The organism is Methanooceanicella nereidis (genome assembly GCF_021023085.1).
GTDB lineage: Archaea > Halobacteriota > Methanocellia > Methanocellales > Methanocellaceae > Methanooceanicella > Methanooceanicella nereidis.
Genome location: NZ_PGCK01000002.1, coordinates 222,319 through 247,466, shown reverse-complemented (window position 1 = coordinate 247,466; position 25,148 = coordinate 222,319). Strand labels below are relative to the sequence as shown.

The window sequence follows — 25,148 nt, the reverse complement described above, 5'->3', positions numbered from 1 at the left end:
ATTATTTATTTTAATATATATTTTATATATGTTTGATGCCGTAAATACAGATCATCAGGAACAAACGCATGGGTCAGAAAACATAAGTCACACAAGCTTCCGGCGGTCCTGTTATCCTCCGGGAACTGCCATGACATCCACGGCTATGATGTAATAATATAGTATTGTATCCAATTGTCCAGTATCATAAGCGATCGAGGACCATGCATGATAATATGCCGGGAATACCTAAAGCCCGGACCGGGAATATCCGGGGCCTTTTACAGGTTCATAGGCCCGGGCACGACGAGATCCGAATTTTACTTGAGCTCGGTTTCGCCGTAGTATTCGGCATTGTGGTCCCTGTATACGCATTTATGGCAAATACGGGCTGGAATGCCCTGCAGCTTATGGTCGCCGCCCTGATAGCTTTTGACCCGGCAGGGGTATCGTCACGAACGCGACTTCTTCCGCAAAGAGATGGTATCATCGCGAAGGACAGGTTACGCTTCAGAACATGCCATTTATCGTTATACATCTGCTTCCGCTAATAGTGGCATGACTATTTCGCTCGATGGACTGGGGCTATTTCTTCATCGTGTACTGCTATCTCCTTCTGGCGGCATTGATCATCCTGTTATCTCCTCTATATCTTCGCAGGCCTGTTGCGCTCATCCTGTTCAGCTTTGGGATATTGATCAATATCTATTTGTTATCCCCTACACCGGGCCTGGAATGGTTCGTTCCGTTCTTTTGCGTGAAATTACTGGTAAGCCATATCCTGAGGGAAGAGCATTATCCCCCGAATAATGAAATATGAGTTCTATAGTGAAAACCCGGAAACAATTTTCCAAATCCTTTTAACCGGATAGTATTAACCATATAATTAGATGAATTGCCGGTTTAATAGCAATGCCCGACGTATTTCAGGATCGGGGGATAAACGTACGGAATATTTTCCTGTGTCCGGGGAATTTACCTTTTCCGGAGGCGAGCCCTCATGATCGGTAATTTTAAATTATTACACAGATACAGGCTGGGACTTCTATTCATGGCATCGTTCGTCATGTTCGCTTCCCTTTTCTTGCTAATGGCCAGCGATAAAGATGACCGTCTGCCTGTAAACACTATCAGGCTGCCTCCGGGGTTCAAGATAGACGTATATGCCGGCAATGTTCCCGATGCCCGCTCAATGGCCCTCAGCCCGAACGGCACGTTATATGTGGGGACCAGGACGGGAGGGAAAGTCTACGCAATACTCGACAACGATAAAGATAACATGGCCGACGAGGTCCTTGTCATAGCAAGCGGACTGAATATGCCTAACGGTGTGGCATACATGAACGGCTCTTTATATGTGGCTGAGATAAGCCGCATCCTTAGATATGACGATATCGACGATCGTATTCAGATCCCTCCCGATCCCGTCATTGTGAACGATAGTTTCCCGTCGGATGAATGGCACGGATGGAAGTTCATACGTTTCGGCCCTGACGGAATGCTATACGTCCCTGTGGGCGCTCCGTGTAACGTATGCCTTCGGGAGGACGAGCGGTATGCTACGATCATGCGTATGATGCCTGACGGCACCGGGCTGGAAATATATGCAAAAGGAGTCCGTAACACCGTAGGGTTCGACTGGCATCCGGATACGGAAGAGCTATGGTTCACCGATAACGGGCGTGACTGGCTCGGTGACGACCTGCCGCCGGACGAGCTTAACCGTGCCACGGAACCGGGCATGCATTTCGGGTTCCCTTACTGTCACGGGGGATACATTTCCGACCCCGATTATGGTAAAGGCCGTAACTGTTCAGAGTTCGCTCCGCCCGCTATAAACCTGGGCCCTCACGTAGCGGCGCTCGGAATGAGGTTCTATACAGGCTCTATGTTCCCCGAAGAGTATCGCGGACAGATATTTATCGCTGAGCATGGCTCATGGAACAGAAAGGACCCGATAGGTTATCGCATAACTCTGGTGAAAATCGTGAACAGCACGCCTGTGAGCTATGGCGTGTTCGCCGACGGATGGCTCAAGGGACGGGAGGCATGGGGTCGTCCCGTGGACGTCCTTGTGATGCCCGACGGTTCTATGCTGGTCTCGGATGATAAGGCCGGTGCCATATACCGGATAAGCTATGATGGAGAATAAAAGATGATGCCTATTGCCCCTCTGATGATAGAGCACAGACTTATCGAACGTATGATAACTCTGGTAAAAGAACAATTGCGGGAGATAAAGGAAACCGGGACGCTCGATCTGTTATTTATCGACGCAGCGGTCGATTTCATGAGGACTTACGCTGACAGGACCCATCACGGAAAGGAAGAGGACATACTATTCAGGGACCTGTCGGAAAAATACCTCTCCAGGGAACACCGGATGACAATGGGGGAACTTATACAGGAGCACAATTTCGCAAGGAATACCGTGTCGAAGCTCGTGAGCGCAAAAGAAAGCTATCTTAAGGGTGACGATGGCGCAATAAACGATGTCCTGTCATGTCTTGGCGACCTTGTCGAACTGTACCCGCACCATATAGAAAAAGAGGATAAACATTTTTTCATTCCGTCAATGTCGTACTTCAGTGAAGGAGAAAAGGATGATATGCTTAAGGAGTTCTGGGATTTTGACCGGAAGATGATCCATGAGAAATATGGTTCTATCGTTAAAAAGCTTGAAGATGAAAAATTAAAAAAAGATGAAGAAGCCGGCGAATGATCAGATACCGAATATGCGCCTGGCGTTAGACTCGCTTACTTTTTTAATGGTTTCCTCGTCAAATCCTTTCATCCTCATCAGATGTACCGTCCTCGGCACACCGAGCACGTCCGTCGGTGCCGACGACGAATCGGTGTTCAGGAGCAATAAGTCCGCGTCGTTCTCTGATATGATGTCGGCAGCATCCGAAGGCGTGAGCTTCGAAGGCTGTACGGTGAGACCTGCGTTATACCCGTTATCTATTATCAGCTTCACAGTTTCAAAGCTGGCATGGTCAATGACCACCGGGCTCTTTTTGGCGGATATCGTGGAGAGGATGCTCAGGATCTCCCTGGTGATCAGTCCTTTGCTGGAGCGCGGCGTATGGACGATGGCCGGCATGCGGTATTTCTCCGCTACCTCTAACTGGCGTTTAAAGATCTCCATCTCGCGCTTATCGATGGTCTCCAGCCCTATCTCACCGATCGCCCTTACTTCCCTGTCCTTTTTTCCCTTTAAGTATGATTCCAGTAGCTCAAGGCATACTTCCGGGTCAGAGGGCATCGTCCTGGGATGCATCCCGAGGCAGACATGAAGCCTTATGCCGTTCTTTTCCACTCTGCCCCGCTCAGAATAAAGCTTTTCAAAATGGTCGGAAAAGACGACGCTTGAGCTCATCCTCATCGGGTCGTGAGCAAGCGTAAAGACGTCAGTTATGCCCGCGACTGCCATCGCTTCGAAGTCCTCGTACGGTCTTGTATCAACATGAGTGTGAGTATCTATCATCTTACTGGCTCCGGCAAAACATGTTACAGATATTTTCACGTTTAATATTTTAATATTAACTATTCAGCCATTTATGGCTGTTTTTCTTATTATCGCTGCAATTAGAGCCTGCACAATACTAAAATCATTAATAAATGATTTATTCCTGCATTTAAAAAATTCATTTATGACTCTTGCGGATAAGAAATGCGCTCCGTGCGAACTTGGCACGCCGCCTATGTCTCGACAGTGGGCGGAAAAATTGCTTAATGACCTTCCCGGTTGGGGTATCGACGAAAATGGAAAGCTGGCAAAGACCTACACTTTCAATAATTTTATGGATGCCGTGCATTTCCTCGATAAAGTGGCAAAAATAGCTGAAGAGGAGGGCCATCACCCCGATATGTGCGTGCAGAACTATAATCAGCTAAAGCTCATGTCGTGGACACACGCAAGCAAAGGGCTTACTGAAAACGACTTTATCATAGCTGCCAAAGCGGAAAGGGCGTTCAGCGGGTTCCAGAAGGAGCTTGCCTGTGCTATGCCGTGATAAAAAAAGAAATGTTAATGATGTGCAGATAGCTGCACACCACATACGAGATCACTTAATTATGTCAGGGAAGAACAGCGGCTGTCCGTACTTAGGCTTGCCGTATTCCTTGATTATGCCCTGTCCCTCAGCACCGCAAACGTAATCCATGAACTTCTTAGCCAGGTCATATTTTGCGTTCGGGTGAAGTGTCTGGTTCACGGCTATTACACTGTACGGGTTAGCAAGGAGGCTATCGCCTTCGACAAGTATTGCAAGCGTCATGTTGCCCTGCTTTGCAAGGTACGTGCTTCTGTCGGATAGCGTGTAAGCCTGCTTCTCTTCTGCCATGCGCAGCGTGTCAGCCATTCCAAGACCTGTCTCTACATACCAGCCGGATTTCGGGTCCGGGGTTATGCCTGCGGCGCTCCAGATGGTCTTTTCCTTGGCGTTAGTGCCTGAATTGTCTCCTCTGGAGATGAACTCTATCTTCTTCTCCGCTAATGTCGTAAAGGCAAAGGTCGCGTTGTCGCCCTTGATGCCTGCCGGGTCGTCCTTCGGGCCTATGATGACAAAGTCATTGTGCATGAACCCTGTCCTGTTCCATCCATAGCCTGCATCCATGAATGCCTTTTCCGCCGCCGGGCTGTGTACCATCAGTACATCTACGTCACCGGCTTCTCCGAGCTTCATCGCTTCTCCGGATCCTTTGGAAAGTATCTCGATCTTAACGTTGTTCGCCTCTTCGAACGGAGGCAGCAGCACGCTCAACAAGCCTGAATCATATGTGCTCGTCGTCGTGGCCAGGCGAAGCGTCTGGGGCTCAGGCGTCGCCGTGGCTGTCGGGGTAGCTGTGCCTTCGGGCGTAGTGCATCCCGAAATTGATACCATTACCGCTAGTACGGTAATGGATAATATTAAGAGTTTTATCAACTTTTTGGAATCCATAGAAATCTCCCGAGATATTATAGTATGCACACTAAATATACCTAACGTAATTAAAAATAGTAACTATGTAACTAAAAATAGTTACATTTGTAGAATTAATTTAGCTTTTTATTATTGTTCCCGGATTTTCGCCGTTCATGACTCTGGAAATATTTCCCGGCACATGGCCGTTCACGATGGATATTTCCTTGATGTTTACCGTTCTCTGAAGCAGTTCAAGTACCTTTCTCTCAACGACAAAATCATTGAACCCGGCCTCATTAGCCTCCTTTGCGGTGATCTCTTTGATCATTTTTGCCTTTTTATTCTGCTTGGGATTTTCCGTATACAGCCCGTCAACATCTTTGACGAAAATGCATCGCTTCGCTCCCATCGCCTCCGCTATGAGAAGCGCACCGGTATCCGTCCTGTGATCCGGTATCCTGCCTATGTTCGGTGGCGGCTCATATAATCCGTAAGGGGGAGTACCATGCGTGACCGGCAGGCAATTCATCCTGTAAAGCATAGGGAGGTCCAGAAGGTCATCTCTCTTGATGCGGATGCCGCCATACTGCGTTAAAAGTATCGACATCATTATGGCGTTCTGCTCGCTTATCTTACCGGCGAGCTCGGCCAGCACTCCAGTGGGCATTTCGAGATCAAGGCCGATGTCCATTATATGCCTGACCCTGGTGCCGCCGCCCGTAACTACAAGGACCTGGTTTGAACGTGAAAGTTTTCCGATCTCCTCTACGAGCGGCATCACGACGGACTTGCCATAGTCCATGATGCTGTGACCTCCTACCTTGATGACGTTCAGGTCCGGAAGCATACGATACTGCTTATCAATGATGGTGCTTTCGAGAAGTTTATCCCGTACTAGCGTTTCACCTTTAAGCTTAGACTTGATCTCTTTTCTCTCGCGGCTCAATGGATTACCTCATGATGATATTTAACTTAAATGGATAAATATACTGCTTCCATTATGAAAATTGCTCCGGTCAGAAAGCTTTCTAATCATCAGGTCTATATAGTATGTAAAATATAATTATCCTGATTGAAAAAGATATGTTAAAACGATCCTATCCGATCAGGAGGTTGTCTATATGAGAATCTATGTAAGAGAAAGACTTAAAGCCAAAAAGGGCCAGCATCAGCCGAGGTTCAGGGTCGTCGCCGTAGAGGGCGGGGACCTCAAGTTCAATGTCCCGCACATGAGACGGCCTGAGCTGGAAAAGATCGCCTCGGACCTTAACGCTGAGCTCGTATATCTCAGCCGTGAGGCATGGCCTCATGAGCATATGGACCCGGAAAAATCCAAAAAAAAAGTTAAGGCCTGATAACCAGTAACGGGCCTTATTAATTATTTCGGGTCAGGTCCAGGATAAAATATCCTATTACCTTTGGGTTTTTAATTTTGGTTTATATATTATCATAAACTTTTAATAGCTAAGTTAACTAATGTTTATGGAATGACCTCTGACATATCAAGAAAGATCGCTTTATTCGTTTCCTTCATCCTTGTAGTTTTAAGTATACTAACGCTCATGCCGGATGATTTTTTTCTCGGGAACAGCTATTGCCATAGCTGTCATGATCCCGCAATGCCTGCAGACCATTTACTTTTCCGGATGAACTATCTTGGCTATAACTCCTTATGCTCTTTCGCTCCTTTCAGCACGCTGATACTTATGGGTGCAGGAATTGTGATTTTCCTCACCACATTTAAAATTAAATTCGAACGCTGGGGGAGTGAATACAGAAAGATAGCATCGTTGATGTGCGTGGGACTGGCAGTTTTAACAATTCTGCCCTGCGACGGATCTTACAATAACCTCTTAGGAGGCAGCACTCTATGCCCATTATTCCCGTTAAGCACAGCAACGCTATTACTCCTGGCCATTGTGGCCTATGCAGGATACATGGTATGCCCTTTCATGATCATATGGAGATGCAGGTGCCCTGTGTTAGAGCAGTATTTAGATGTGGACCGCTCTCCCCACAGGTCGATAAATCGGTATCTTAAGTTCCTTATCACCGGGAAACTTAGCGATGAGGACATAGAAAGGCTTTACAGGTGCACACTATGCAACGGGTGCTGGATATCTTTCTTTAATCGCAGGACAAGGATAAATGCCGTTAAAAAGGGTATCATCGCAAAACATCTCGATTCTATAAGATGCTCGGTAAAACAATGCGGTAATCCATACAATATCGATGTCCACGCGAAAGACGGCTCGGGCATCAGCAGTATAGATACTCTATTGTTCAGGGGATGCACGGGAAAGTATAGAGTACCGGAGATCTTAAACGCAACCGAAAAATTACTAAAGAAAAAGGACATTAAATATGAAATTATGCATGATGAGTCCTGCTGTGGCTCCACGTTATATAACCTCGGCGATATTGTATCGGCAAACGAGGCTGTGGATAAGAACATAGCAAAATTTAAGGAGGCTGGCGTGAAGCGCATCATTACCGTGTGTCCCGGCTGCTATTCCGCGTTTAAAACTCTATATAAGGGGCGTGACGGGTTTGATGCGGAGATAATACTTGCCATCGACCTGTTAAAAGATACCCGTATTGATGCTCCCGGAGCTATTATCCACGACCCGTGCCATGCAAAGGACAGGCATGATATAGTTCACAATATCCTTACCGGCTCAAAGGACGAATCCACCGGAGCATGCTGCGGCGCAGGCGGCGGCCTGATGTCCTTCGACAGGATGCTTTCCGGAGAAAGGGCAAAAAGGATAATCGAGGAAAGCCCGGGCCAGGTCATCACCTATTGCCCGTTTTGTTATATGAACATATCAAGGGCTTCAAAGGAAAAAGTGTCGGATATCTATATGCTCATGGCGGAGCAGGAAGGCTAAGATAATGTTAGAGGTCCCGCCTCCGCATCCTTTCGAGAGACTCAGGTTCATAAAAAAATTCCCGAGTAAAAAAAATAGCGTTTATCTAGTCGAAAGAGCAGGTAAGCAATATGTTCTAAAGCTATACGCTACCGACCGATGGCAAAACGAGTTCCGCGTGCTGAGCGCCGCGTATGATCTGGGCATTGCGGTGCCTGCTCCGATAGAGGCCAGGGATAATGCCGTGCTCATGGAGTACATAGACGGGAAGACCGTTAACGATCATCTGAACGAAAAGTTCGACCAGGACCTCGTGCTGTCGGTAGCCTCATGGCTTGCACGGTTCCATCTTGCTTTTTACAGCGAGGACAGTGTATTGCTTAAATCCGATGCGATATTCAAGAATTTTATCCTGTCGGAACGTATCATCTATGGCATCGACTTCGAACTGTCAAGGCCCGGCCGCCCCGAGGAAGACGTGGGCGAGGCGATATCTTTCCTGCTTGATACCGAGCCTATGTTCACCGATGAAAAATACCGCCTCGCATGTAAGTTCATAAAGCGTTACGAGAACGACTCCGGTATAGTCCTTCATGACATAGAGGACAGCATCGCAAAGTCCCTGATAGAGGCGGCAAGCTTTAGGCCTGCCCACAGCAGTCTCCTTTTAAAAAAGGCAAAGGACATCATAACTTTGAAGCCCTTTACAAGGTATTGAAGTCTCTGATCAATAAAATATATGAGCATCGATAAAGTCTGCCTAAATTATTGAGCAATTCTCCGGGTAAGGAATAGCTTACTATTTTTTGGTTCTTTTGCATTATCAAGATGTTATATAATATTATTTTGGGGATGAGGACATTCTGTCTCACAAAAATAGAAAAATAAAAAATCGTTAGATCGTGTGTACGAATATCGGTACTATCATGTCCTCAGGCAACAGCGTCCCATGATTCCCGCCCTCCTCCGTGTAATGTCCCCCGTGGTCGGAGAATATAATCACGACGGTGCCAGGATCAAGGTGATGAATGATATTTCCGGCAAGGGCATCAGCATAACTTAAAGCCTCTCTGGCCTCCGCTGATTCCGGACCATAGTCATGCATGACGGAGTCCGTGTTCTTAAAGTGGACTATCATCAGGTCAGCGCCGGACTCGTACTGCCTGATAGCCTCTTCGGCCACTTCGTCATCCTGGCTGCCGTTGGCGTTACTGTCAAGGTTATACACTATATGGTCATCCAGGTATACCGGAGAGCTTATCCCTCCTACCCATACTGCTTTTAATCCATTATCGGAGACCTTGTGTAAGATGGTCACGCCGTCAGGCATAGATGATTTGAGATCGCCTTTTGTGATGTCCGGGGCTATTCCGGTCACCATGGCCCTGCTATTCGCCCTGGATATGGACGGGTATACGTCAATAGCCTTAATAGGCGGTCCCATTGCAGTAATGTTATTAATTATGCCTTCTGATGAGGCGTTCAAATACCTTCCGTAGCCCATACCGTCAATGTAGAACAGGACGATCCTATCGGTTTTATTCTCTATGATGCTGCCTTCGGTATCTTCTATGCCGAGAGCGTCCAGTATCGACGGCGCTATGCTCAGGGTCGATACCGGCGGAAGATCGGATACGTCCACATTGATGTGATCCGTCTGAGTGATCGCGCCATCATAAAATACAGTCCCGTTCGGAAGCACCATCATTTCTATATCTTTTGCAGAAACGTATGCGACATCCTCCCACAGGTATGTTTTATCTGCGAAAGATACTGACTCTACCGGATAAATGCCATAATAGTACAAAAAGATCTCAAGCGGTATTCCTTTTATACAATCATATGTGCTGCTGCAATTGATCATCTTATTATAGACCGACTCGTTAATGATCGCATCCTGATCCCCGTTGATGGTCATAGACCATGTGTTGTCCTGGGTAACGCATCCGGAAAATAAGATCATGAAAATAAAAGGAAGGATAACGGCTATCCTTCCTGCCGGTGCAGACATCATTCCACCGTTATAGACTCTACGCTCTGCCATAAAGGCCTGTTCTTGTCGGCAGTGGCAAGCTTGATCTTGCCCTGGTCCCTTGTAAGGAAATAGCTTCCGTCAAGGACCTCATAACGTAATAATATTTTTTCCGATGAGCCCTTTATGGTCACCTTCGAGAAATCCTTGTAGCCTTCCTTGAACAGCAGGTCCTTTAAGCCGATACCAGTTACTACATATCCTGCTTCGAACTGGTAGTTCTGATCCTCGTATATGTAGCCGTTGGTCCTTCGGCTGGTCACCATAGTATCGATACCGTCGTTAAGCATTTCGCCGAACGTGATCTCTTTTCCATTCACGGAGATCGAGTCGCCGCCTTTACCGACGACAACTATGGTCTTGATGTTCTTGAGCCAGACCGATACGGGCATATTGCTGCTGAGTATCCGTATAGAGTACTCATGAGGAACGAATACCGTGTCCTCGGTCATTTCGCTTTTATTGACCGTGACCTCAAAGTCGTCAGCGTACAATATTATCTGTTCGAAATCATTTACGCCGTAAGCCTTGAGGAAATCGAATACCGGGACTCCTCTGGAAGGTATTCCCTCGTCATTCTGCAATTTAAGGGTCACTACGTCTTTCTGCTTTAATTTAAATATGTCCGCTATGGGGATCATTTCGTCCTGCGGAGTATCGCCCGTTAAAAGTATCGTGCCATTCACGTTGACGTCAGGCGCTACAACGCTGCCGTGTCCTTCATGGCATTCGTCACAGTTATCCTGTGACCCCATGAGAGACGGGCTTAGGGCAAATGTGCCCACGACCGCTAATACTAAACCTATCGCGAGTCCTGCGATAAGGTACTTATATGCTTTTTCCATCCTTTATCACGCTTACAGTACTTCTATAGTGACTAACTGCTTCACCCATGTTCCGAAACTCTCTCCGGGGAATATGCTCTGGAGGGTGCCGTCGTCGTTGAAGGCTATAAGGGCGTCTTCACATGCGATCACGTTAGAGAGCGCGATAGTCTTCGAGTAACCGTCCTCGGCTATGAGCTTGATCTCCGCAGCATCCGCAGCTGGCTTTGCTTCCTCGAGAAGCTTGTTAAAGTATGTACCGGTCACGGTCAGGGTCGTATCATCCTTATACGGGACTGTCATCGTCTTCATGGGGTTCGCCTTAAGGTCGGATAGCCTGAAACTCTTGGTATTCTCTACCTTTCCGGTGATGTTAAGGACGACAGGTTCCTTGTCATTGACATTGCTAAGGCTGCCTGCAACTATATCGATCTTTACAGGAAGCTTCATCCACATGTCGCCGGGCTCTCCCGGAACTACCATTTTTATTGAATTCTTGTTAATGTTATTCGTAAGGGCGGTCGAGTTCTCCTTTAAGCCTAATATGGACTTTTCCATCTGTGCTCTGGTATATACCTTGTTATACCCGTCCGGTGCGGCTACTTTGAAGGAGACTTCTCCGTCGGGGCAGCCTGCCTTGTTGATGATGTCCATCATCGGCACGCCTACATAATCGCTGGTCTTTTCGGTGCCGACAGAGTTGATCATTGTAACTCCCTTTACCTCGACAAATTCCATGTTAAGGATATCGGACCATGTGACAGTAACCGGCGATGTCGTACCGCCTGTGACCTCTATCTTAAAGTCGCTGTTATCGGCAAGGCCGGACTTTAGTCCCGAATCCTCTCCCGTGCCTGTCGATGTGCATCCTGAGACCGCTGTTATGGCCAGCAGCATCAGTCCTATTATTGTGATAGCAAATAACTGGTTCTTCCTCATAGTAATTCACCCCTTATTAGTAATGGCTTAAGCGTAATAAATATAACTAATTATGCTTTTGAAAACCAGAAACATGCAATCAATTTTAGTTACATTGTTTTATATAAAAATTACAAAAATGAATTTTAGTTATTATAGATTTCCAGCTGGGGCAAGACAAACCAGCCGAACCACATATTCAGGACCAGGACTATGAATATTATTGCAGAGAAGGTAATGATCAATATATCCCTGGCTCTAAAACGGCTTTTTCTTGTGAACGTCCTTGTACGCTTATATCCGAACGCTCTTCCTTCCATGGAGATGACAAGGGCGTCAACTTTCGATAATGCGGATACGACTAACGGAAGCATCGTATACCGTATGGACTTGATGACTCCCTTTATCCCGCCGCTGTCGATATCAAGGCCTCTGGCACGCTGGGCATTTATCACCGTGCTTGATTCGGATTCGAATACCGGTATGAAACGTATGGCAGTCACCAGCATGAAGCCGAACCTGTATGGCAGCCCGGCTCTCATAAGGGAATATGCGAGCTCGTTTCCTTCGGTCGTCGCGACAAATATCGCGCTGGCTATTATTATCGTTATGAACCTTAAAGCGACCACTGCGCCGCTTAATACTCCGAGCATGGTGACGTCGATGGTAAAAATGATAAGCGGGACGCTAAAAAAGACGTCCCCTCCCCTGGTAAATATGATCTGTATGACAAAAACGAGGAGCGCGAATGTGATTATAAATCTGGACCTTATGAACGACCATAACGATGACGATCTTACGCTGGCGACAAGGATCAGCATGCAGAGGAAAGAGGCTATAAGTATCTCAAGGCTATCGAACATGAAAACCGAGATACTGTAGACTACCAGCGCGAGCAGTTTGGTGACAGGGTTAAGCCCGTGCAGGAAAGAATCTCCTTTTTCAAACTTGATCTTCATCAGGACCACGCACCCGGCAGATAGTCCTTCATGCCCATCTCACTGATCTTCCTGAACGCCTCTTCGGGCTCATCATCGACGGCGATATTTCCCGACTTGAATAAGACCACTCTGTCACAGTGCTTGTAAACAAGGTCTACGTCATGGGATACCAGAATGACTGTCTTCCCTTCTTTCTTTAGCTCATTTATGTGTTCTATCATCCTGGAAACATTAATGAAATCCTGGCCTACGAACGGCTCATCCAGAACTATCACGTCCGGGCCGTGAGGCAGGATAGAGCAAAGGTTAAGTCTGCGCTTCTCTCCGAAACTTATGCCGTGAGGATGCCTGTCCCTGTATTTCGAGAGCCCGTATTTCTCAAGCATCGAGCTTATCGTGGTATCTATATACTCGTTATCGAACTTCAAGTTCCTGCATCCGAAGGCTGCCTCGTCGAAAACAGTGCGCTCGAATATCTGGGAATTCGGATTCTGAAAAACATACCCGACCTTCCGGGCCATGCCCGAGGTCTTTGCTTTAGTGACATCGATCCCCATGACGCTGATCTTTCCGGAACGGGGATGGTTAAGGCCCATTAGGTGTAGAAGAAAAGTGGTCTTACCCGAGCCGTTCGGCCCGATAAGCCCGATTATCTCCGAATGCCTGGCCTCAAAATCAATGCCGTGAAGGATCTCCTTGTGATCGTATGAAAACCTGAGGTCTTCCGCCTTTACTATCGGCTCTCCGTTACCGTGAGTATGGTCCGTATGAGAGAACTTGTTCCTAAAAGGCAGCCGAACCCCTATCTTTTTTACTTCGTCCCTGTATCTCTCGATGACCTCTGCAGGCTTGCCGTCCAGCGCTATCTTTCCTTTATCCATCACAAGCAGCCTGTCAGCCATAGACATCACCATGTCCAGCTTATGCTCGATCACGATGATCGTAAGGCCTGTCTTTTTCTTTAATTCCTGTATCGTGGCAAGAACTTCTGACGTTGATGTCGGGTCGAGATTGGATGTGGGCTCATCGAGTATGATGGTGCGCGGATGCATCGCAAGTATGGAGGCTATTGCGACCTTTTGTTTCTCCCCGCCCGAAAGCTCGTATACCTGCCTGTCAATAAGGTGAGAGGCGCCTACCATGGATAATGACTCTTCCAGGCGTCTTCCCACTTCACCCGGGGGAAGTACCAGGTTTTCAGGCCCGAAACACACCTCGTCTTTCACGTTCAGCGTACAGAGCTGCGATTCCGGGTCCTGCTGTACGATGCCTACTCTGGTCGCCAGATCATTCAGCGTAAGATCTGTGGTAATGTCTCCTTCAACTTTTACCGTACCTGACATCTTTCCTTCGAAAACGTGCGGGATATACCCTCCTATCGCAAGAGCGAGAGTGGACTTACCGCATCCTGAAGGCCCCGTGATGGCCAGGAACTGGCCTCCGGGGATGTCAAGGTCGATGCTATCCAGTACTTTTTTCTCGGTGTTAAAAAAAGAAAAGGATAGTCCTTTAATGGATATCATTTTATCTCGATGGTCTTGATGTACCTGACCCACATGCCGCCCGCGTATCCTTTGGCCACGAGCCTCACTGTGTTGTCCTCGTCAATGAGTATCAGGTTATCGTTCGCGGTCACGTTAGAAAGCTCGAAGACCTGGTTGTATCCATCCGAGGCAAGGAAACTGACCATTGTCGCCCCGGTCTTGACTTTCGCATCCGCCAGCACCGTTCTCAAGGGCACGCCTGTATAATCCTGCGCCGGCAGATGGGTGACATCTCCGTCGAGCTTTGCGTTGATCGTGACCAGCCTGTCATTATAGTCTTCCAGGTTGTAAGCTCCCGGATTTTCCACTTCTCCCTTTACTTCAAAATTTAATGCCTCGTTTTTTGTGCTGTCTGTGCATCCCAGCGCTATGGCCGAAAGCATGACCAGCGCAATCACGATCGCTATACTTTTTCTATTCATATCCTACACCTCAATAAACCCTTATCTGTTTGACATAACGCACCCAGAGCTGGCCCGGGTATCCTTTTGCCACAAGGCGGAGCTCACCATCCTCTTCCAGGATGAGGAGGTCGTTATTGTCCGTGATATTGCTCAGGTAAAATGACTGGTAATAGCCGTCAGAGCCTACTACGTCGATCATGGTCGCCTTTTCGCCTACCCTTGCATCTCTAAGTATATAGCTCACGGGCAATCCAGTATAATCCTGCGCAGGAAGATGTGTTACCTGCCCGTCGAGCTTTGCATTGATCGTTACGAACTTATCGCTGTATACCGGAAGATAATAGCTTTTAGTATATGCGACATCCCCGGTGACTTCCAGTTCCAGCGGATCGCCTTTGATCTGCACCAGCGCAAAGTAATATATTGCTGAAAACAGCATTGCCAGCGCGAGTATGAGCGCGAACGCTTTAGGGACATTAAAGGACAATAGCTTTTCTTTCTTTTTCTCACGCCTCACAATGCCTGCGTCCTCCAGGTTGCCGACAATGCCCGATGTGAAATATCCTGCGAAGACGACACCTGATACAAAAGCCAGCAGGCTTACAGCCCCAAACAGGAATATATTATCGTATACCTGGTATGCGAGCTGGAACGCAAGCACGTTCGCAAACGAGCCCAGTCCTCCCGCAAGCATGTATGCCAGTCCTCTCCTCTCTTTAAAAGGCCAGTATCCCAGTTCTACAAAGATACCTTCAACGAGTGAGAGAAAGATCACGAACACGCCCAGTCTGCTTCCTGATATGAACTCGACGAAACCCTTTACAAGCCCTCCGAGTGCACCGGAACCTTTTTTGCCTGTTATGGCCACCACAAGGACCATCCACAGTACGTGAAGGCCTCCGACTATCTGGCCCGCTCCATACGGCACTCCTACAAGATGGTTGATAACGTTCGCGATGTAACCCACATAAGTGGATAACACGCCTCCCAGAGAGCCGAGTATGGCAAGCACCAGGAGGTCTCTTGTAGAGAAATAGTACTTATTACCTGAAGCCATTTACCCACCGTTATTTATTTAAGTTAACAATTATCTTTTTAGCTATCGAATATACTTTATAGTTGAATATAAAGGTTTTGAGAGTAATATGTCCGTGGCATTAGAACAATGGTTGCTGGCTTTAGCCGTGGTAGCGGCAGTCCTGTTCATGATCATATCATTTTTGCAAAAAAATGGGAGTAAATCTATTTATCTCATGGCTGCCGGATGCGTGCTCATTGTGGCCGCTCTATCTTTTAGGTGGTATTACACCGGAAGGCCTCCCTGGGCTACCTTATATGAGACGGCATCCCTTCTTGCGCTGGCGACCGGCATAGCCGCTACATACGGCTATCATAAGAAGTATTCTCTCCCATTCTATATGATCGCGGCAGCATTCACAGCTTCATTGGTCTCTTTTTCGGCGCTGTCATGGGACCCCTCACCGATAATATCCGGATCTCTAAACAGCGGCTGGCTGATGGTACACGTACCGGTACTGATGCTATCCTACGGTATGTTCGCGATCTCAGCAGCGGCATCATTCGCAATCGTTTTCCATATCTATTCCGGCAAATTTGATAGTGTCTCTATGGCAAAGCTCGATTCCATCGCATACCGGTCAATAACGGCGGGCATGCTTTTAATTATTCCCGGTATTATAATGGGATCAATATGGGCCAATACTGCATGGGGCTCGTACTGGTCATGGGACCCTAAAGAGACCTGGTCGCTGATAACCGTTATCGTATATTTATTGTATCTTATACTGAGAAGGACCGGGATGAAGGCCGAAGACGCCGCATTCGTTTCGATACTCGGTTTCCTGTCGGTCATTTTTACATATTTTGGCGTATCCTATATTATCCCGGGACTGCATAGCTATGCATGAACATTTTTTGTCTTTCGTAAAATGTGAAATTTCAGGAAAATAAAACTATATCTAATATAAAAAAATATTATAAACCATATGAGACTTCTCTGCTTCTCTGACGTGCACGGGAATGTGGAAGCTGTCAGGGCCATGATCAGCGATACGCGAAAGAGGGGCATCGACTATGATGCGGCGATAGCCGCAGGCGACCTTACCAATGCCGTGGTGACAAAAGACATCGAAAAAGCCCAGGAGTGCTATGACACGATGCTTTCGATGCTGACTAAGGAATACGGCAGAGTCTATCACGTCCCCGGTAACAGGGATTATACCGGCAGAGGAAAGAAGAGGAGGACTCTAAATTTTAACAAAGGCATCTTTATAAAGCCGGGCGAGATACTTCCTTTATCGCCGGACCTTGGCATAACCGCATCGCCGGAGCTGGCGGATAATAACACTATACTGGTCCAGCACAGCTGCCTGAGGTACTATGGCAGGTTCAAACGCATCTCTGTCATATCGTCAAAAGCTTTTCTTCATATATGCGGGCATACGCATACAGGCGTATATACAGGCAATTACCTGAACACATGTTTCCTGTACCGTGACAGTTCTAACGGCGCGAGGCCCATGCTCGGCGGGTACTTCGAGGTCGAGATCGACGACCGTGACCGCGAGATAGATGTACGTTTCAACGCTCTCGGCCCTATAAAACGAAAAGACCTGAAAATGAATAATTTTACGGGAAGCATATACACACCCTACGGCAACTCATTCCCGGTAAGCCTGATAGTGGAATAATGACTATAAGCGATCATTTTCATAAATTTGTGAATTTATAGGTATACTTTGATAAATGAAATAGGAAATCTAGTTTTTTTTCACCACGAAATCTTTGATGAGCGGGGTCTTGCTCAGGTTTTAAGAATGAAAGAACGTGTCGTACTTACCCGGTCTTTGAGATGAAGTTTTTTTAGGTAGCTCCTGTCGGATGGCAGGTAGACACATAACCTCACAGAAACACGGAAACACAAAAATTTTTTATATGATTTTTTAAGAGCTCAAAGACCCCAAAATCTTACTCACTAAATCACGAAGGGCTCTAGTATCACCGTCAACGCACTAACATCCCTAACGCTCGGCTCAACGCACTAACCTCTCTAATTCACCAACGCTAAAACAAGGCCCGAACATTCTCCAATAACACTAAAATTTAATATCCCGGTTTGTGTACCCCCATGATCCATCAAGAATTATATCGATCGTGAAACGTCAACCGTGCAGTTAAACTTTCGTGCCCTTGGAGAATTGTTCGGGCCTTGTTTTAGCGTTGGTGATTTCGTGTTTTTGAGCGTTGAGCCGGGCGTTAGAGGTGTTTGTGCATTGACGGTGATGCTAGAGCCTTAGAGGTTTGGTGAGTGAACCTTTGGGTTTTTGTGCCCTTAAAAAATCATTTAAAAAATTTTTGTGTTTCTGTGTTTCTGTGAGGTTATGTGTCTACCTGCTATCCGACAGGCACAACGCCAAAACATCGATATCAGAACAGATGTTATATGCCCATTTTTACAGAGACCATCAAAAGTTTTTCATGGGAGCGCACAAAGGCGAATAAGGTACACAAAGGACTTTTTTAGAGGATTAGCACATACATAAAAAATTAGTGTTCCTTGTTCGCCTTTGTGCGCTTAGTGGTTGACAGTTTAGTAATCCTTTGAGATCTTCGAGGTAAAAAGAGAAAATTTCCCGGCAATAACTTCTGTCTGGAGATCTATGTTCATAAAATTACGGAGTAGCCCATGGAACCGGTTATTTCGCAAGATTTTTTAAGCCTATTACAACCGGAAATCTGTCTTGCTCCACTTTTTATCTATCCTTCCGAGCAGCACATAAGCTACGATACCCAGCAGCGCGGCCAGTACGATGGATCCCCATAACAGGTCCGGCGTGAACGACATGATTATCAGCACGATGAGCACGGGCGCCACTGCAAGCGAGTATTTCGTCAAGACCTTATAGTCGAACATGAGGCTGTTCGTGAACACGCCAGTCATGTATGCCGTGAGAACTCCAACATAAGAGGATGTCATGAACATCGTGAACAGGGCGAACGGGAATAAGCTAAACTCGTTCCTGCTGATGCATATCAGGCTTAAATAAGCTACCGAGACGATGGTGTTAAGCGTTACGAACAGTATCAGCTTTGCCTTTATCACTTCGGGCATGGAAATGGGCAAAGTCTTGTAGCTTTCAGTCGAGTCCAGGTTGTTAAGCCATCCGTAAACCTCGGTGGAGAAAAAGCCTATGACTATCGAGTAGAACATGATGTTGAACTCAAGGCTTACTGTGGAGTCTCCCATCATGAACGTCATCGCGCTGGATAACAGCCATAATAGTCCCCACAGGAAGATCAGAGGAAGGACAAAGCTGAACAGCACCGTCATCAGTCCCCCGCTTCTGGTAAGGTCTATCCATTCTTTCGCGGCCAGGGAAGCGTATTTTTTTAAGGGTGACAGCCGGCGAGCGATCGAGCTAAAGTTGCTCCTGTATCTTCTTTCGGACTGTGTAGGCCTTTCTTTGATGAAAGCCAACGAAAACGCCGACAAAAGCAAGAACGCGGCCAGTGATATGGCAACACCATCCAGGTTGCCGCCAGTATATGTCCCGACGAACGGCATCCAGCCGCCTATCGTCGTAAGCGGGCTTGAAGCACCGGATAGTCCGGTATAGGCGATGAATATCATCCCTGCTAAAACAGGGATGATCAGGGGCTTACTTCTAACGAATATTGTTGACAGCGCGAAAGTGAAAGAGACGCCTGTGATAAATGCTATTATGAATGTCACGGCGGCTAAGAGCAGGTCAATATGAAGCCCGGTGACAAACGTGGATATGTATAATCCTAACAGCACAGGGAGAACGTTCATCAGGATATAATAAATGATGTCCTTGATGTAGAAATATGAGAAGACCTCTTTATAGGTTATCGGCAGCGTGCCGGGGATGTTAAGTAAAAGCCTTATTCCCCCCATCCGCCTTTCAAGTATCTGGTCCTGGAACATGGCGAACCCGCCGACGAACATGCCCGCTATAAAGATGCCTGCATGCGCGAGAGTCACAAGCTCGAACGTCGAAAGGGCCGCGCGCATGGGAAGGAGCATCAGCCCCATTATGGCGGATAATACGAGACTGAAGAGGGGGTACATCAGGAACGAGCTCCTGAACATAGACGACTGTGCCCTGTACTCCTCTTTGATAAAAAGCATGAACAGATCTGTTTTTACGGACACTTTAAGCCTCCTCTGCCACGAGCCTCATAAAGACGTCTTCCAGGCTCTCCTGAGATCTCTTAAGGACTGAGATGTCGTCGCATGCGATGAGCCTGCCGTTATATAGTATGCCGACCCTCGTACAGAGCTTTTCGGCTATCTCCAAAATATGCGTGGACAGGAAGATGGTGCCGCCTTCTTTGACGTATGACAGCAGGTATTCTCTCAGGTTACGCTGGACCACCGGGTCGAGGTCAAGGAACGGCTCGTCAAGGAATAATAATTTAGGGCTGTGCACTAGCGCGGCCGATATCATCACTTTCTTTTTCGTGCCTTTACTAAGGTCTTTGCAGAGGACGTCCTCCTTTTTACCCAGGTCGAAAAACTCTATCCATCGCTTTATCTTTGGCTCCGGGTCAGGGACCCTTCTGATGCTGCAGACCATGTCGAGATATTCCTTCACAGTCAAAAAACTGGGCGGGTACTCCATCTCGGGGACTATCCCTATCATTTTTTTGACGCCCATCGGATCCTTGATCGTGTCTACCCTCATGACTGTGGCGCTGCCCGCTGTCGGCTCTATCGATCCTGTCAGGATGCCTATTGTCGTGCTTTTTCCGGCGCCGTTAGGGCCGAGCAGGCAAAATGACTCTCCTTCTTCGACATCGATGGATAATCCGTTCAATGCTTCGACATTGCCATATGATTTCTTAAGGTCTCGGGCAGTAATCGCTGTCATGCGTATCATGCGATTTTTAAACTCTTTATGATAAATAGTTAGCCTTCCAAAAATGAAAGCAGGCAGGATCTATATCTCTGCCATCCACTTATCGACCCATTCCCTGTCCATCTTTAAGAGCCTGTTCTTTTTTAGGTTCTCTTTCATTATCCATCTAATGTCTTTGTCGTCGGCAGAAAACCATTTTTCCATCCTTTTCTTACCTTCTTCAGGAAAAGCCACTGCCGCCACGCTCCAGCAATATGCCATGCCTTTCCTTAATGCCTTAAAATCCTCGCTTTTCCTGTCGCCGGTATTTTCGATCGAAGCTGTGATGCTATCCAGAATATCGAGCACTTTCACTACCTGTCCCCTGTCCGTCAACAGCACAGGTTCGCATAATGCCGCGGCCGCGGCTCTTTTTTCAAGCGGGCTACCCGTGCTCCACGGCTTTATCTTTTCTAAAAGGCCGTCCATGTCTTTCATCCCGTAACGCTGTAAAGCCATGGCGACCCCTTCCCTCATTCTCCATCTGGGGTCTGAGGCCAGATTTCTTAACAGTTCCGTACATTCCACTTTTCCCTCGGACATTAGCCTGCCCATCCCTATGACCCCGCAAAAGGCCAAAAACTCATACGGCGAATTAACCGGAGCTTTGTCAGGAGTAAGCTCTAAAAATCCTTTGAACAGTTTTTCGTCTCCTTCTTCGGCCACAGCTTTAGCGAGCTCGATATTGCCTCTCGGCCCCGGCAATCCTGACTCGCTTAGTAAATACGGCTCCCAGTCACTCATGATCCTGAGCTTTTCCCTGTATGTGTCAATTTTACTCATCTCAATCTACTTCTCTTTGGGCAGGTCATACTCGACTATGATATCAGGAATTAAGCTTTGATATTATAGGTGCTTATCGATTATGGCAACGGCCTTTATTCTTTTATGGTGAAATTAATTACTCATTTTTGCAAAATTATATATCCGTAGGCGTCGTCCTATTTCATGGAGATATAGATGACCGAAAAGAGAGTTTTTACAAAAAAGAAGGCCAAAGAGATCGGAGAAAAACTGGGGATCAAGTGGGACAAGTTCGACATTGAACAGTTCCGGTACGGTATGGACGTGGAGCTTGAACACGGCAAGAGGGACCCGGAGACTAACGTCACCAATGACGACGAGATGGTTACCGGCAAGATAGCCCTCGCTCATCTTAACGAGTTCCCTGATTACTATGAGCGGCTTGAAAAGATGGAAAAGGAAGCCGAAGAGTACTGGGCGAAGAAAGGGAAGAAAGACTGATTTTTTCCCGATAGGGGATATTTAATTTTTTATTTGCCCTACCGACCATAAACAATTAATATATTGTACATTCTAAGTGAAAAAGATTATTAACGAAATCGGGACAGTGGGTACTGTGGATATCGATAAGAATTATTATGAGATATTGGGACTGGATGCCTCGGCCTCTATAGATGACATCAAGAAGGCCTACAGGATCCTGGCCAAAAAATATCATCCCGATGTTAACAAGGATCCACGGTCCGGAGAGATCTTTAAATCTGTCTCGGAGGCTTATGAGATATTATCGGACGAGACGACACGCGCCGAATATGACTCATTGAGGAGCCCGAGGCCTAATTACCATTACTCAGGTGGCGAAAAATTCCGTTACAGAGAAGAGGAAAGGGCCACAGATAGCGAGCATGGGTACGATAATTTCACATATGAAAAATATGAGAAAGAAGAGCCTGTAGAAGAGGAATATTCGGAACAAGAGGCGTACGACGAACCCGAGGAGCAGGCTGAATACCGGGAGCCTGTATATGAGCGTACAGAATACAGGCAGGCAGCTTATGCCGACGAGGATGTCCGCGAGAAGTACGGGGAACCGGCGGAACCGGTAAGTGAAAAGCCCGAAGACGCCTTTTATGAGGCAGAAGAAAACGCTAAAAAACGAAGTGTCAAGATCTACATATTATCCTTGATAGTCCCGGGATTATATCAGATATATTCGGGCGAGAGAAAATTCGGCTCTTTATTACTCATAGTCTACTTTATTTTCTGGGTGCTCGCGTTCCTGCAGAACCTTGGAATAGGGCTGCTGGCGATGATCATCTGGGCATACTCGGTATATGATGCGTATGCGACGCTTAACAGGCCGATAGATGCGGGTGTGAATTCATGAGCGGGAATAAGATCAATGCACGCGGATCATTTGTTCTGTTATCCCTGATATTACTAACGTTGACCGCCCTAACCGGCTTCGATTGCGTCATCGAGGACGCTCATGCGCTCGTGACCGCGACTAAGCCCGTAGTCACCGGTTCGCTATCCGGAAAGGTCCTGGACATTTATGACAACGGAGTTCCGAACGCTAAGGTAACGCTCTATGTTTGCGTAAGGAACAGCGATGGAACGTATAAGAATAAGAATGTGCTGTATATCGAGAACAATCCGCAGATGACGAGCGATGGCGTATCCATCAAGGGATTATATACTTTCACCAACGTTCCCAAAGGGACCTATAATATGACCGTGGAAAAGGACGGTAAGAAGGTGTCCAGTATCGTTGACGTGGCGGAAGGCACGACGACTTTGATGATAACGCTAACTGATTATGTGTATAAGCTACCGACTCCCACTCCTACACCCAGGCCGACTCCTATGCCAACTGTCACGCCTACGCCAGCACCGGTAATATCTGCGACACCCCACCCTTCTGCAACAGCCACCACGGCAGCTTCTCCTGATACGGGCGAAGACGGTGTTGCAGGCTCCGTTAAAGGGATCTTAGTTTCTGCCGTAGGTATCCAGTTTTTGCTGACTATCGTTATATTAACGCTGCTTTACATCACTAAGAAAATTTGAAAAGCGAGACCTATTTACAGTTCATCTCTCAATCGGTCCTTTTAATCTAAATGCTCAATTCCGTAAGTTCTTTCATGTGTGTGCGACAAATGCGACTAATGTACACCATTTTTCACCGCGGAGCGCACGAAGGCGAATAAGGTCCACAAATTTTTTTTTAAAAAATGCTAGTCTTCTAAAAAAGTCCTTTGTGTACCCTTGTGTCCCTTTGTGTGTTCCCATGAAAGACTTTTTGATGGTCTCTGTAAAGACTTGCTTGTAACATCTATTATGGGATCGGTGTTCTGCCGTTGTGCCTGTCGGATGGCAGGTAGGCACGTAACCTCACAGAAACACAGAACCACAAAATTTTTTTAGAATTTAAGGTCACGAAAACCCAAAGGTTCACTCACCAAACCACAAATGGCTCCAGTATCACCGTCAACGCACTAAAGTCTCAAATGCACGGCTTAATGCTCGAAGAGCTCTAAGTCACCAACGCTAAAACAAGACCCGAACATTCTCCAAAAACACTAAATTTTAACTGCACGGTTGACGCTTACACGACAAATATATCACTGCTATATGTCAAGGGGAACACAAACCGGGATATTAAACTTTCGTGGTTTGGGGAATGTTCGGGTCTTGTTTTAGCGTTGGTGACTTGGAGAGGTTAGTGCGTTGAGCCGAGCGTTAGGGATGTTAGTGCGTTGACGGTGATACTGGAGCCCTTTGTGGTTTGGTGAGTAAATTCTTAGTGCTTTTTGTGCCCTTAAAAAATCATATAAAAAAATTTTGTGTTTCCGTGTTTTTGTGAGGTTACGTGTCTGCCTGCCATCCGACAGGCACAACCATAAAAACTTCATCTCAAAGACCATTTAGTAAGACACGTACTTTCATTCTTAAAACCTGAGCAAGACCCCGCTCATCAAAGATTTTGTGGTGAAAATAGTGTACCTTTTCCGCCTTTATGCGCTTTATTGTTTAAAATTAGCAGACCTGCGAGCCCATTATCATTTTTATGATCAAAAAACTTTGATACTTTTCAATTGCTATCCAGATCGTTATATTTCAAATTAACATGTCGAATAAATAAAAAGTAGCGGCTAAACCCTATCAAGGGCTCAGCCTTATCATTCGGATGCCGCTATCTGCGACTGGATGGTCTCGAAACCTCTCTTCACGTCCCAGTTAATTAAAATGTCTACGATTATATCATTACGCGGGTCCGAGAGATCTATGCCGCTAAAGTCCTTGTACTGTTCTCTGACATACTTCGATCTCGGATGATCCGAAGAAGCCGCATCTCTCATGACCGTCCCCGCGTCGTCGGCAGATTCAATGTACTGTATCAGGTAATCGCCTTCAGGCAGGCTCTGCAGGTTCGCTACCAGCCTGACGACATCAAGGTCCCTTAAATGCTCTTCGGTCTCATTAAAGCGCGGGCCCTTTGTCTCTTCCCAGTAGTGCCTTACATTATCCGACTTCCAGGGGAGTATCGGTATGGCAAAAACCGCATATTTCTTAATCATTCCTATGTCCTCAAGCCCGGGGTTCATATCCTTCCAGTCAAAAAGGGGCTCAAGTTTCGGCGTGTTCTCCTCTCTCCAAAAATCGGTGCCGCTAAAATCCTTATATTGATCTTTAAGGAATCTGGAATATGGCGTATTCATCGACATGACGTTGCGCATCTCTTCCTTCAGGTCGCGGTTAGTTTCCGTATATATCGCAAGAAAATCTCCTTTAGGCAGACACTGGGCACAGGCCAGTAACCGGTTCAAGCCGGCAGCCCTCATATGCTCCTCTGCCTCCGGGGCTCTTTGTGTATTCACCTCATCCCAAAAACGCCTTAAGACCTCCATCTTGCCCGGGAGCACCGGGACAACATAACATGAATCAATAGATCTATGTGCATACATAAGCCGTCACTCCATTTTTTCCAGGCTATCATTTCTAAGCGGCCGGCGGTCGCTTACTGTTATGATGACGCCGGC

Annotated in this window: 27 protein-coding genes; 13 read left to right on the top strand and 14 right to left on the bottom strand. The window is 46.9% G+C overall.

Features of this window, described 5'->3' with window-relative positions:
* Positions 1–215: 215 nt before the first annotated feature.
* From CUJ83_RS03420 to CUJ83_RS03405, 4 genes are all read left to right on the top strand, one after another.
* Positions 216–530 carry a hypothetical protein gene (locus tag CUJ83_RS03420; protein WP_230740631.1) on the top strand — a complete coding sequence of 105 codons (315 nt, stop codon included), beginning with the start codon at positions 216–218 and terminating at the stop codon, positions 528–530.
* A 23-nt stretch (positions 531–553) separates the two neighbouring features.
* The gene (locus CUJ83_RS03415) at positions 554–799 is read left to right on the top strand and encodes a hypothetical protein (RefSeq protein WP_230740629.1); all 246 of its coding nucleotides are present in this window, start codon (positions 554–556) and stop codon (positions 797–799) included.
* 270 nt (positions 800–1,069) lie between these two features.
* On the top strand, positions 1,070–2,131 hold the full coding sequence (locus CUJ83_RS03410) for a PQQ-dependent sugar dehydrogenase (RefSeq protein WP_369423870.1): 1,062 nt from the start codon (positions 1,070–1,072) through the stop codon (positions 2,129–2,131).
* Positions 2,132–2,134: 3 nt separating this feature from the next.
* Positions 2,135–2,701: a hemerythrin domain-containing protein gene (locus CUJ83_RS03405; protein WP_230740626.1), complete on the top strand. Its 567-nt coding sequence runs from the start codon at positions 2,135–2,137 to the stop codon at positions 2,699–2,701.
* Here the strand turns inward: CUJ83_RS03405 and CUJ83_RS03400 are convergent, their stop codons facing one another.
* Complete coding sequence (locus tag CUJ83_RS03400) at positions 2,702–3,466, bottom strand: TatD family hydrolase (RefSeq protein ID WP_230740624.1); 765 nt, start codon at positions 3,464–3,466, stop codon at positions 2,702–2,704.
* A gap of 166 nt (positions 3,467–3,632) precedes the next feature.
* On the opposite strand from CUJ83_RS03400, the gene CUJ83_RS03395 reads away from it, so the two are divergent.
* The gene (locus CUJ83_RS03395) at positions 3,633–3,995 is read left to right on the top strand and encodes a 4a-hydroxytetrahydrobiopterin dehydratase (protein WP_230740622.1); all 363 of its coding nucleotides are present in this window, start codon (positions 3,633–3,635) and stop codon (positions 3,993–3,995) included.
* A gap of 51 nt (positions 3,996–4,046) precedes the next feature.
* Here the strand turns inward: CUJ83_RS03395 and CUJ83_RS03390 are convergent, their stop codons facing one another.
* Positions 4,047–4,922: an ABC transporter substrate-binding protein gene (locus tag CUJ83_RS03390; protein WP_230740620.1), complete on the bottom strand. Its 876-nt coding sequence runs from the start codon at positions 4,920–4,922 to the stop codon at positions 4,047–4,049.
* A gap of 100 nt (positions 4,923–5,022) precedes the next feature.
* A complete protein-coding gene (locus CUJ83_RS03385; RefSeq protein WP_230740618.1) occupies positions 5,023–5,832 on the bottom strand; it encodes an amino acid kinase family protein in 810 nt (269 codons plus the stop codon).
* Between the two features lie 175 nt (positions 5,833–6,007).
* On the opposite strand from CUJ83_RS03385, the gene CUJ83_RS03380 reads away from it, so the two are divergent.
* The 3 genes from CUJ83_RS03380 (at position 6,008) to CUJ83_RS03370 (ending at position 8,474) form a co-directional block, all read left to right on the top strand.
* Complete coding sequence (locus CUJ83_RS03380) at positions 6,008–6,241, top strand: hypothetical protein (protein WP_230740615.1); 234 nt, start codon at positions 6,008–6,010, stop codon at positions 6,239–6,241.
* Positions 6,242–6,373: 132 nt separating this feature from the next.
* Positions 6,374–7,777 carry a heterodisulfide reductase-related iron-sulfur binding cluster gene (locus tag CUJ83_RS03375; protein ID WP_230740614.1) on the top strand — a complete coding sequence of 468 codons (1,404 nt, stop codon included), beginning with the start codon at positions 6,374–6,376 and terminating at the stop codon, positions 7,775–7,777.
* 4 nt (positions 7,778–7,781) lie between these two features.
* On the top strand, positions 7,782–8,474 hold the full coding sequence (locus CUJ83_RS03370; RefSeq protein ID WP_230740612.1) for a phosphotransferase: 693 nt from the start codon (positions 7,782–7,784) through the stop codon (positions 8,472–8,474).
* Between the two features lie 177 nt (positions 8,475–8,651).
* On the opposite strand, the gene CUJ83_RS03365 is transcribed toward CUJ83_RS03370, so the two are convergent.
* The 7 genes from CUJ83_RS03365 to CUJ83_RS03335 all read right to left on the bottom strand — a co-directional run bounded on the left by CUJ83_RS03365 (position 8,652) and on the right by CUJ83_RS03335 (position 15,476).
* Positions 8,652–9,800 carry an alkaline phosphatase family protein gene (locus tag CUJ83_RS03365; RefSeq protein ID WP_230740610.1) on the bottom strand — a complete coding sequence of 383 codons (1,149 nt, stop codon included), beginning with the start codon at positions 9,798–9,800 and terminating at the stop codon, positions 8,652–8,654.
* On the bottom strand, positions 9,767–10,633 hold the full coding sequence (locus CUJ83_RS03360) for a hypothetical protein (protein ID WP_230740608.1): 867 nt from the start codon (positions 10,631–10,633) through the stop codon (positions 9,767–9,769). Before CUJ83_RS03360 ends, CUJ83_RS03365 begins: the two co-directional genes overlap by 34 nt.
* A gap of 12 nt (positions 10,634–10,645) precedes the next feature.
* A complete protein-coding gene (locus tag CUJ83_RS03355; protein WP_230740606.1) occupies positions 10,646–11,551 on the bottom strand; it encodes a hypothetical protein in 906 nt (301 codons plus the stop codon).
* A 125-nt stretch (positions 11,552–11,676) separates the two neighbouring features.
* Positions 11,677–12,489 carry an energy-coupling factor transporter transmembrane component T family protein gene (locus CUJ83_RS03350; protein ID WP_230740604.1) on the bottom strand — a complete coding sequence of 271 codons (813 nt, stop codon included), beginning with the start codon at positions 12,487–12,489 and terminating at the stop codon, positions 11,677–11,679.
* Positions 12,489–13,994 carry an ABC transporter ATP-binding protein gene (locus CUJ83_RS03345; RefSeq protein ID WP_230740602.1) on the bottom strand — a complete coding sequence of 502 codons (1,506 nt, stop codon included), beginning with the start codon at positions 13,992–13,994 and terminating at the stop codon, positions 12,489–12,491. Before CUJ83_RS03345 ends, CUJ83_RS03350 begins: the two co-directional genes overlap by 1 nt.
* Complete coding sequence (locus tag CUJ83_RS03340; protein ID WP_230740600.1) at positions 13,991–14,437, bottom strand: molybdopterin-dependent oxidoreductase; 447 nt, start codon at positions 14,435–14,437, stop codon at positions 13,991–13,993. The genes CUJ83_RS03345 and CUJ83_RS03340 overlap by 4 nt, the downstream gene beginning before the upstream one ends.
* Positions 14,438–14,447: 10 nt before the next feature.
* On the bottom strand, positions 14,448–15,476 hold the full coding sequence (locus CUJ83_RS03335; protein WP_230740598.1) for an ECF transporter S component: 1,029 nt from the start codon (positions 15,474–15,476) through the stop codon (positions 14,448–14,450).
* Between the two features lie 88 nt (positions 15,477–15,564).
* Here CUJ83_RS03335 and ccsA point away from each other — a divergent pair, with 88 nt between their 5' ends.
* Together ccsA and CUJ83_RS03325 are read left to right on the top strand one after the other, a co-directional pair.
* Positions 15,565–16,347, top strand: coding sequence for a cytochrome c biogenesis protein CcsA (gene ccsA, locus CUJ83_RS03330; RefSeq protein ID WP_230740596.1), 783 nt, complete (start codon positions 15,565–15,567; stop codon positions 16,345–16,347).
* A 78-nt stretch (positions 16,348–16,425) separates the two neighbouring features.
* Positions 16,426–17,130, top strand: coding sequence for a metallophosphoesterase family protein (locus CUJ83_RS03325; protein ID WP_230740594.1), 705 nt, complete (start codon positions 16,426–16,428; stop codon positions 17,128–17,130).
* A 1,031-nt stretch (positions 17,131–18,161) separates the two neighbouring features.
* On the opposite strand, the gene CUJ83_RS03320 is transcribed toward CUJ83_RS03325, so the two are convergent.
* From CUJ83_RS03320 to CUJ83_RS03310, 3 genes are all read right to left on the bottom strand, one after another.
* Positions 18,162–19,616, bottom strand: a complete 1,455-nt coding sequence (locus tag CUJ83_RS03320; protein ID WP_230740592.1) for a hypothetical protein — start codon at positions 19,614–19,616, stop codon at positions 18,162–18,164.
* A 1-nt stretch (position 19,617) separates the two neighbouring features.
* Positions 19,618–20,334: an ABC transporter ATP-binding protein gene (locus CUJ83_RS03315; protein WP_230740590.1), complete on the bottom strand. Its 717-nt coding sequence runs from the start codon at positions 20,332–20,334 to the stop codon at positions 19,618–19,620.
* Positions 20,335–20,403: 69 nt separating this feature from the next.
* Complete coding sequence (locus CUJ83_RS03310) at positions 20,404–21,144, bottom strand: hypothetical protein (protein ID WP_230740588.1); 741 nt, start codon at positions 21,142–21,144, stop codon at positions 20,404–20,406.
* 177 nt (positions 21,145–21,321) lie between these two features.
* Here CUJ83_RS03310 and CUJ83_RS03305 point away from each other — a divergent pair, with 177 nt between their 5' ends.
* The 3 genes from CUJ83_RS03305 to CUJ83_RS03295 all read left to right on the top strand — a co-directional run bounded on the left by CUJ83_RS03305 (position 21,322) and on the right by CUJ83_RS03295 (position 23,175).
* Positions 21,322–21,606 (top strand): DUF5661 family protein, encoded by a 285-nt coding sequence (locus tag CUJ83_RS03305; protein ID WP_230740586.1) that lies wholly within the window; start codon positions 21,322–21,324, stop codon positions 21,604–21,606.
* Positions 21,607–21,721: 115 nt separating this feature from the next.
* Positions 21,722–22,492 (top strand): J domain-containing protein, encoded by a 771-nt coding sequence (locus CUJ83_RS15980; protein WP_439651947.1) that lies wholly within the window; start codon positions 21,722–21,724, stop codon positions 22,490–22,492.
* Positions 22,489–23,175 (top strand): carboxypeptidase-like regulatory domain-containing protein, encoded by a 687-nt coding sequence (locus CUJ83_RS03295; protein ID WP_230740584.1) that lies wholly within the window; start codon positions 22,489–22,491, stop codon positions 23,173–23,175. The genes CUJ83_RS15980 and CUJ83_RS03295 overlap by 4 nt, the downstream gene beginning before the upstream one ends.
* Before the next feature lie 1,112 nt (positions 23,176–24,287).
* On the opposite strand, the gene CUJ83_RS03290 is transcribed toward CUJ83_RS03295, so the two are convergent.
* Positions 24,288–25,073, bottom strand: coding sequence for a hypothetical protein (locus CUJ83_RS03290; RefSeq protein WP_230740582.1), 786 nt, complete (start codon positions 25,071–25,073; stop codon positions 24,288–24,290).
* Between the last annotated feature and the right edge of the window lie 75 nt (positions 25,074–25,148).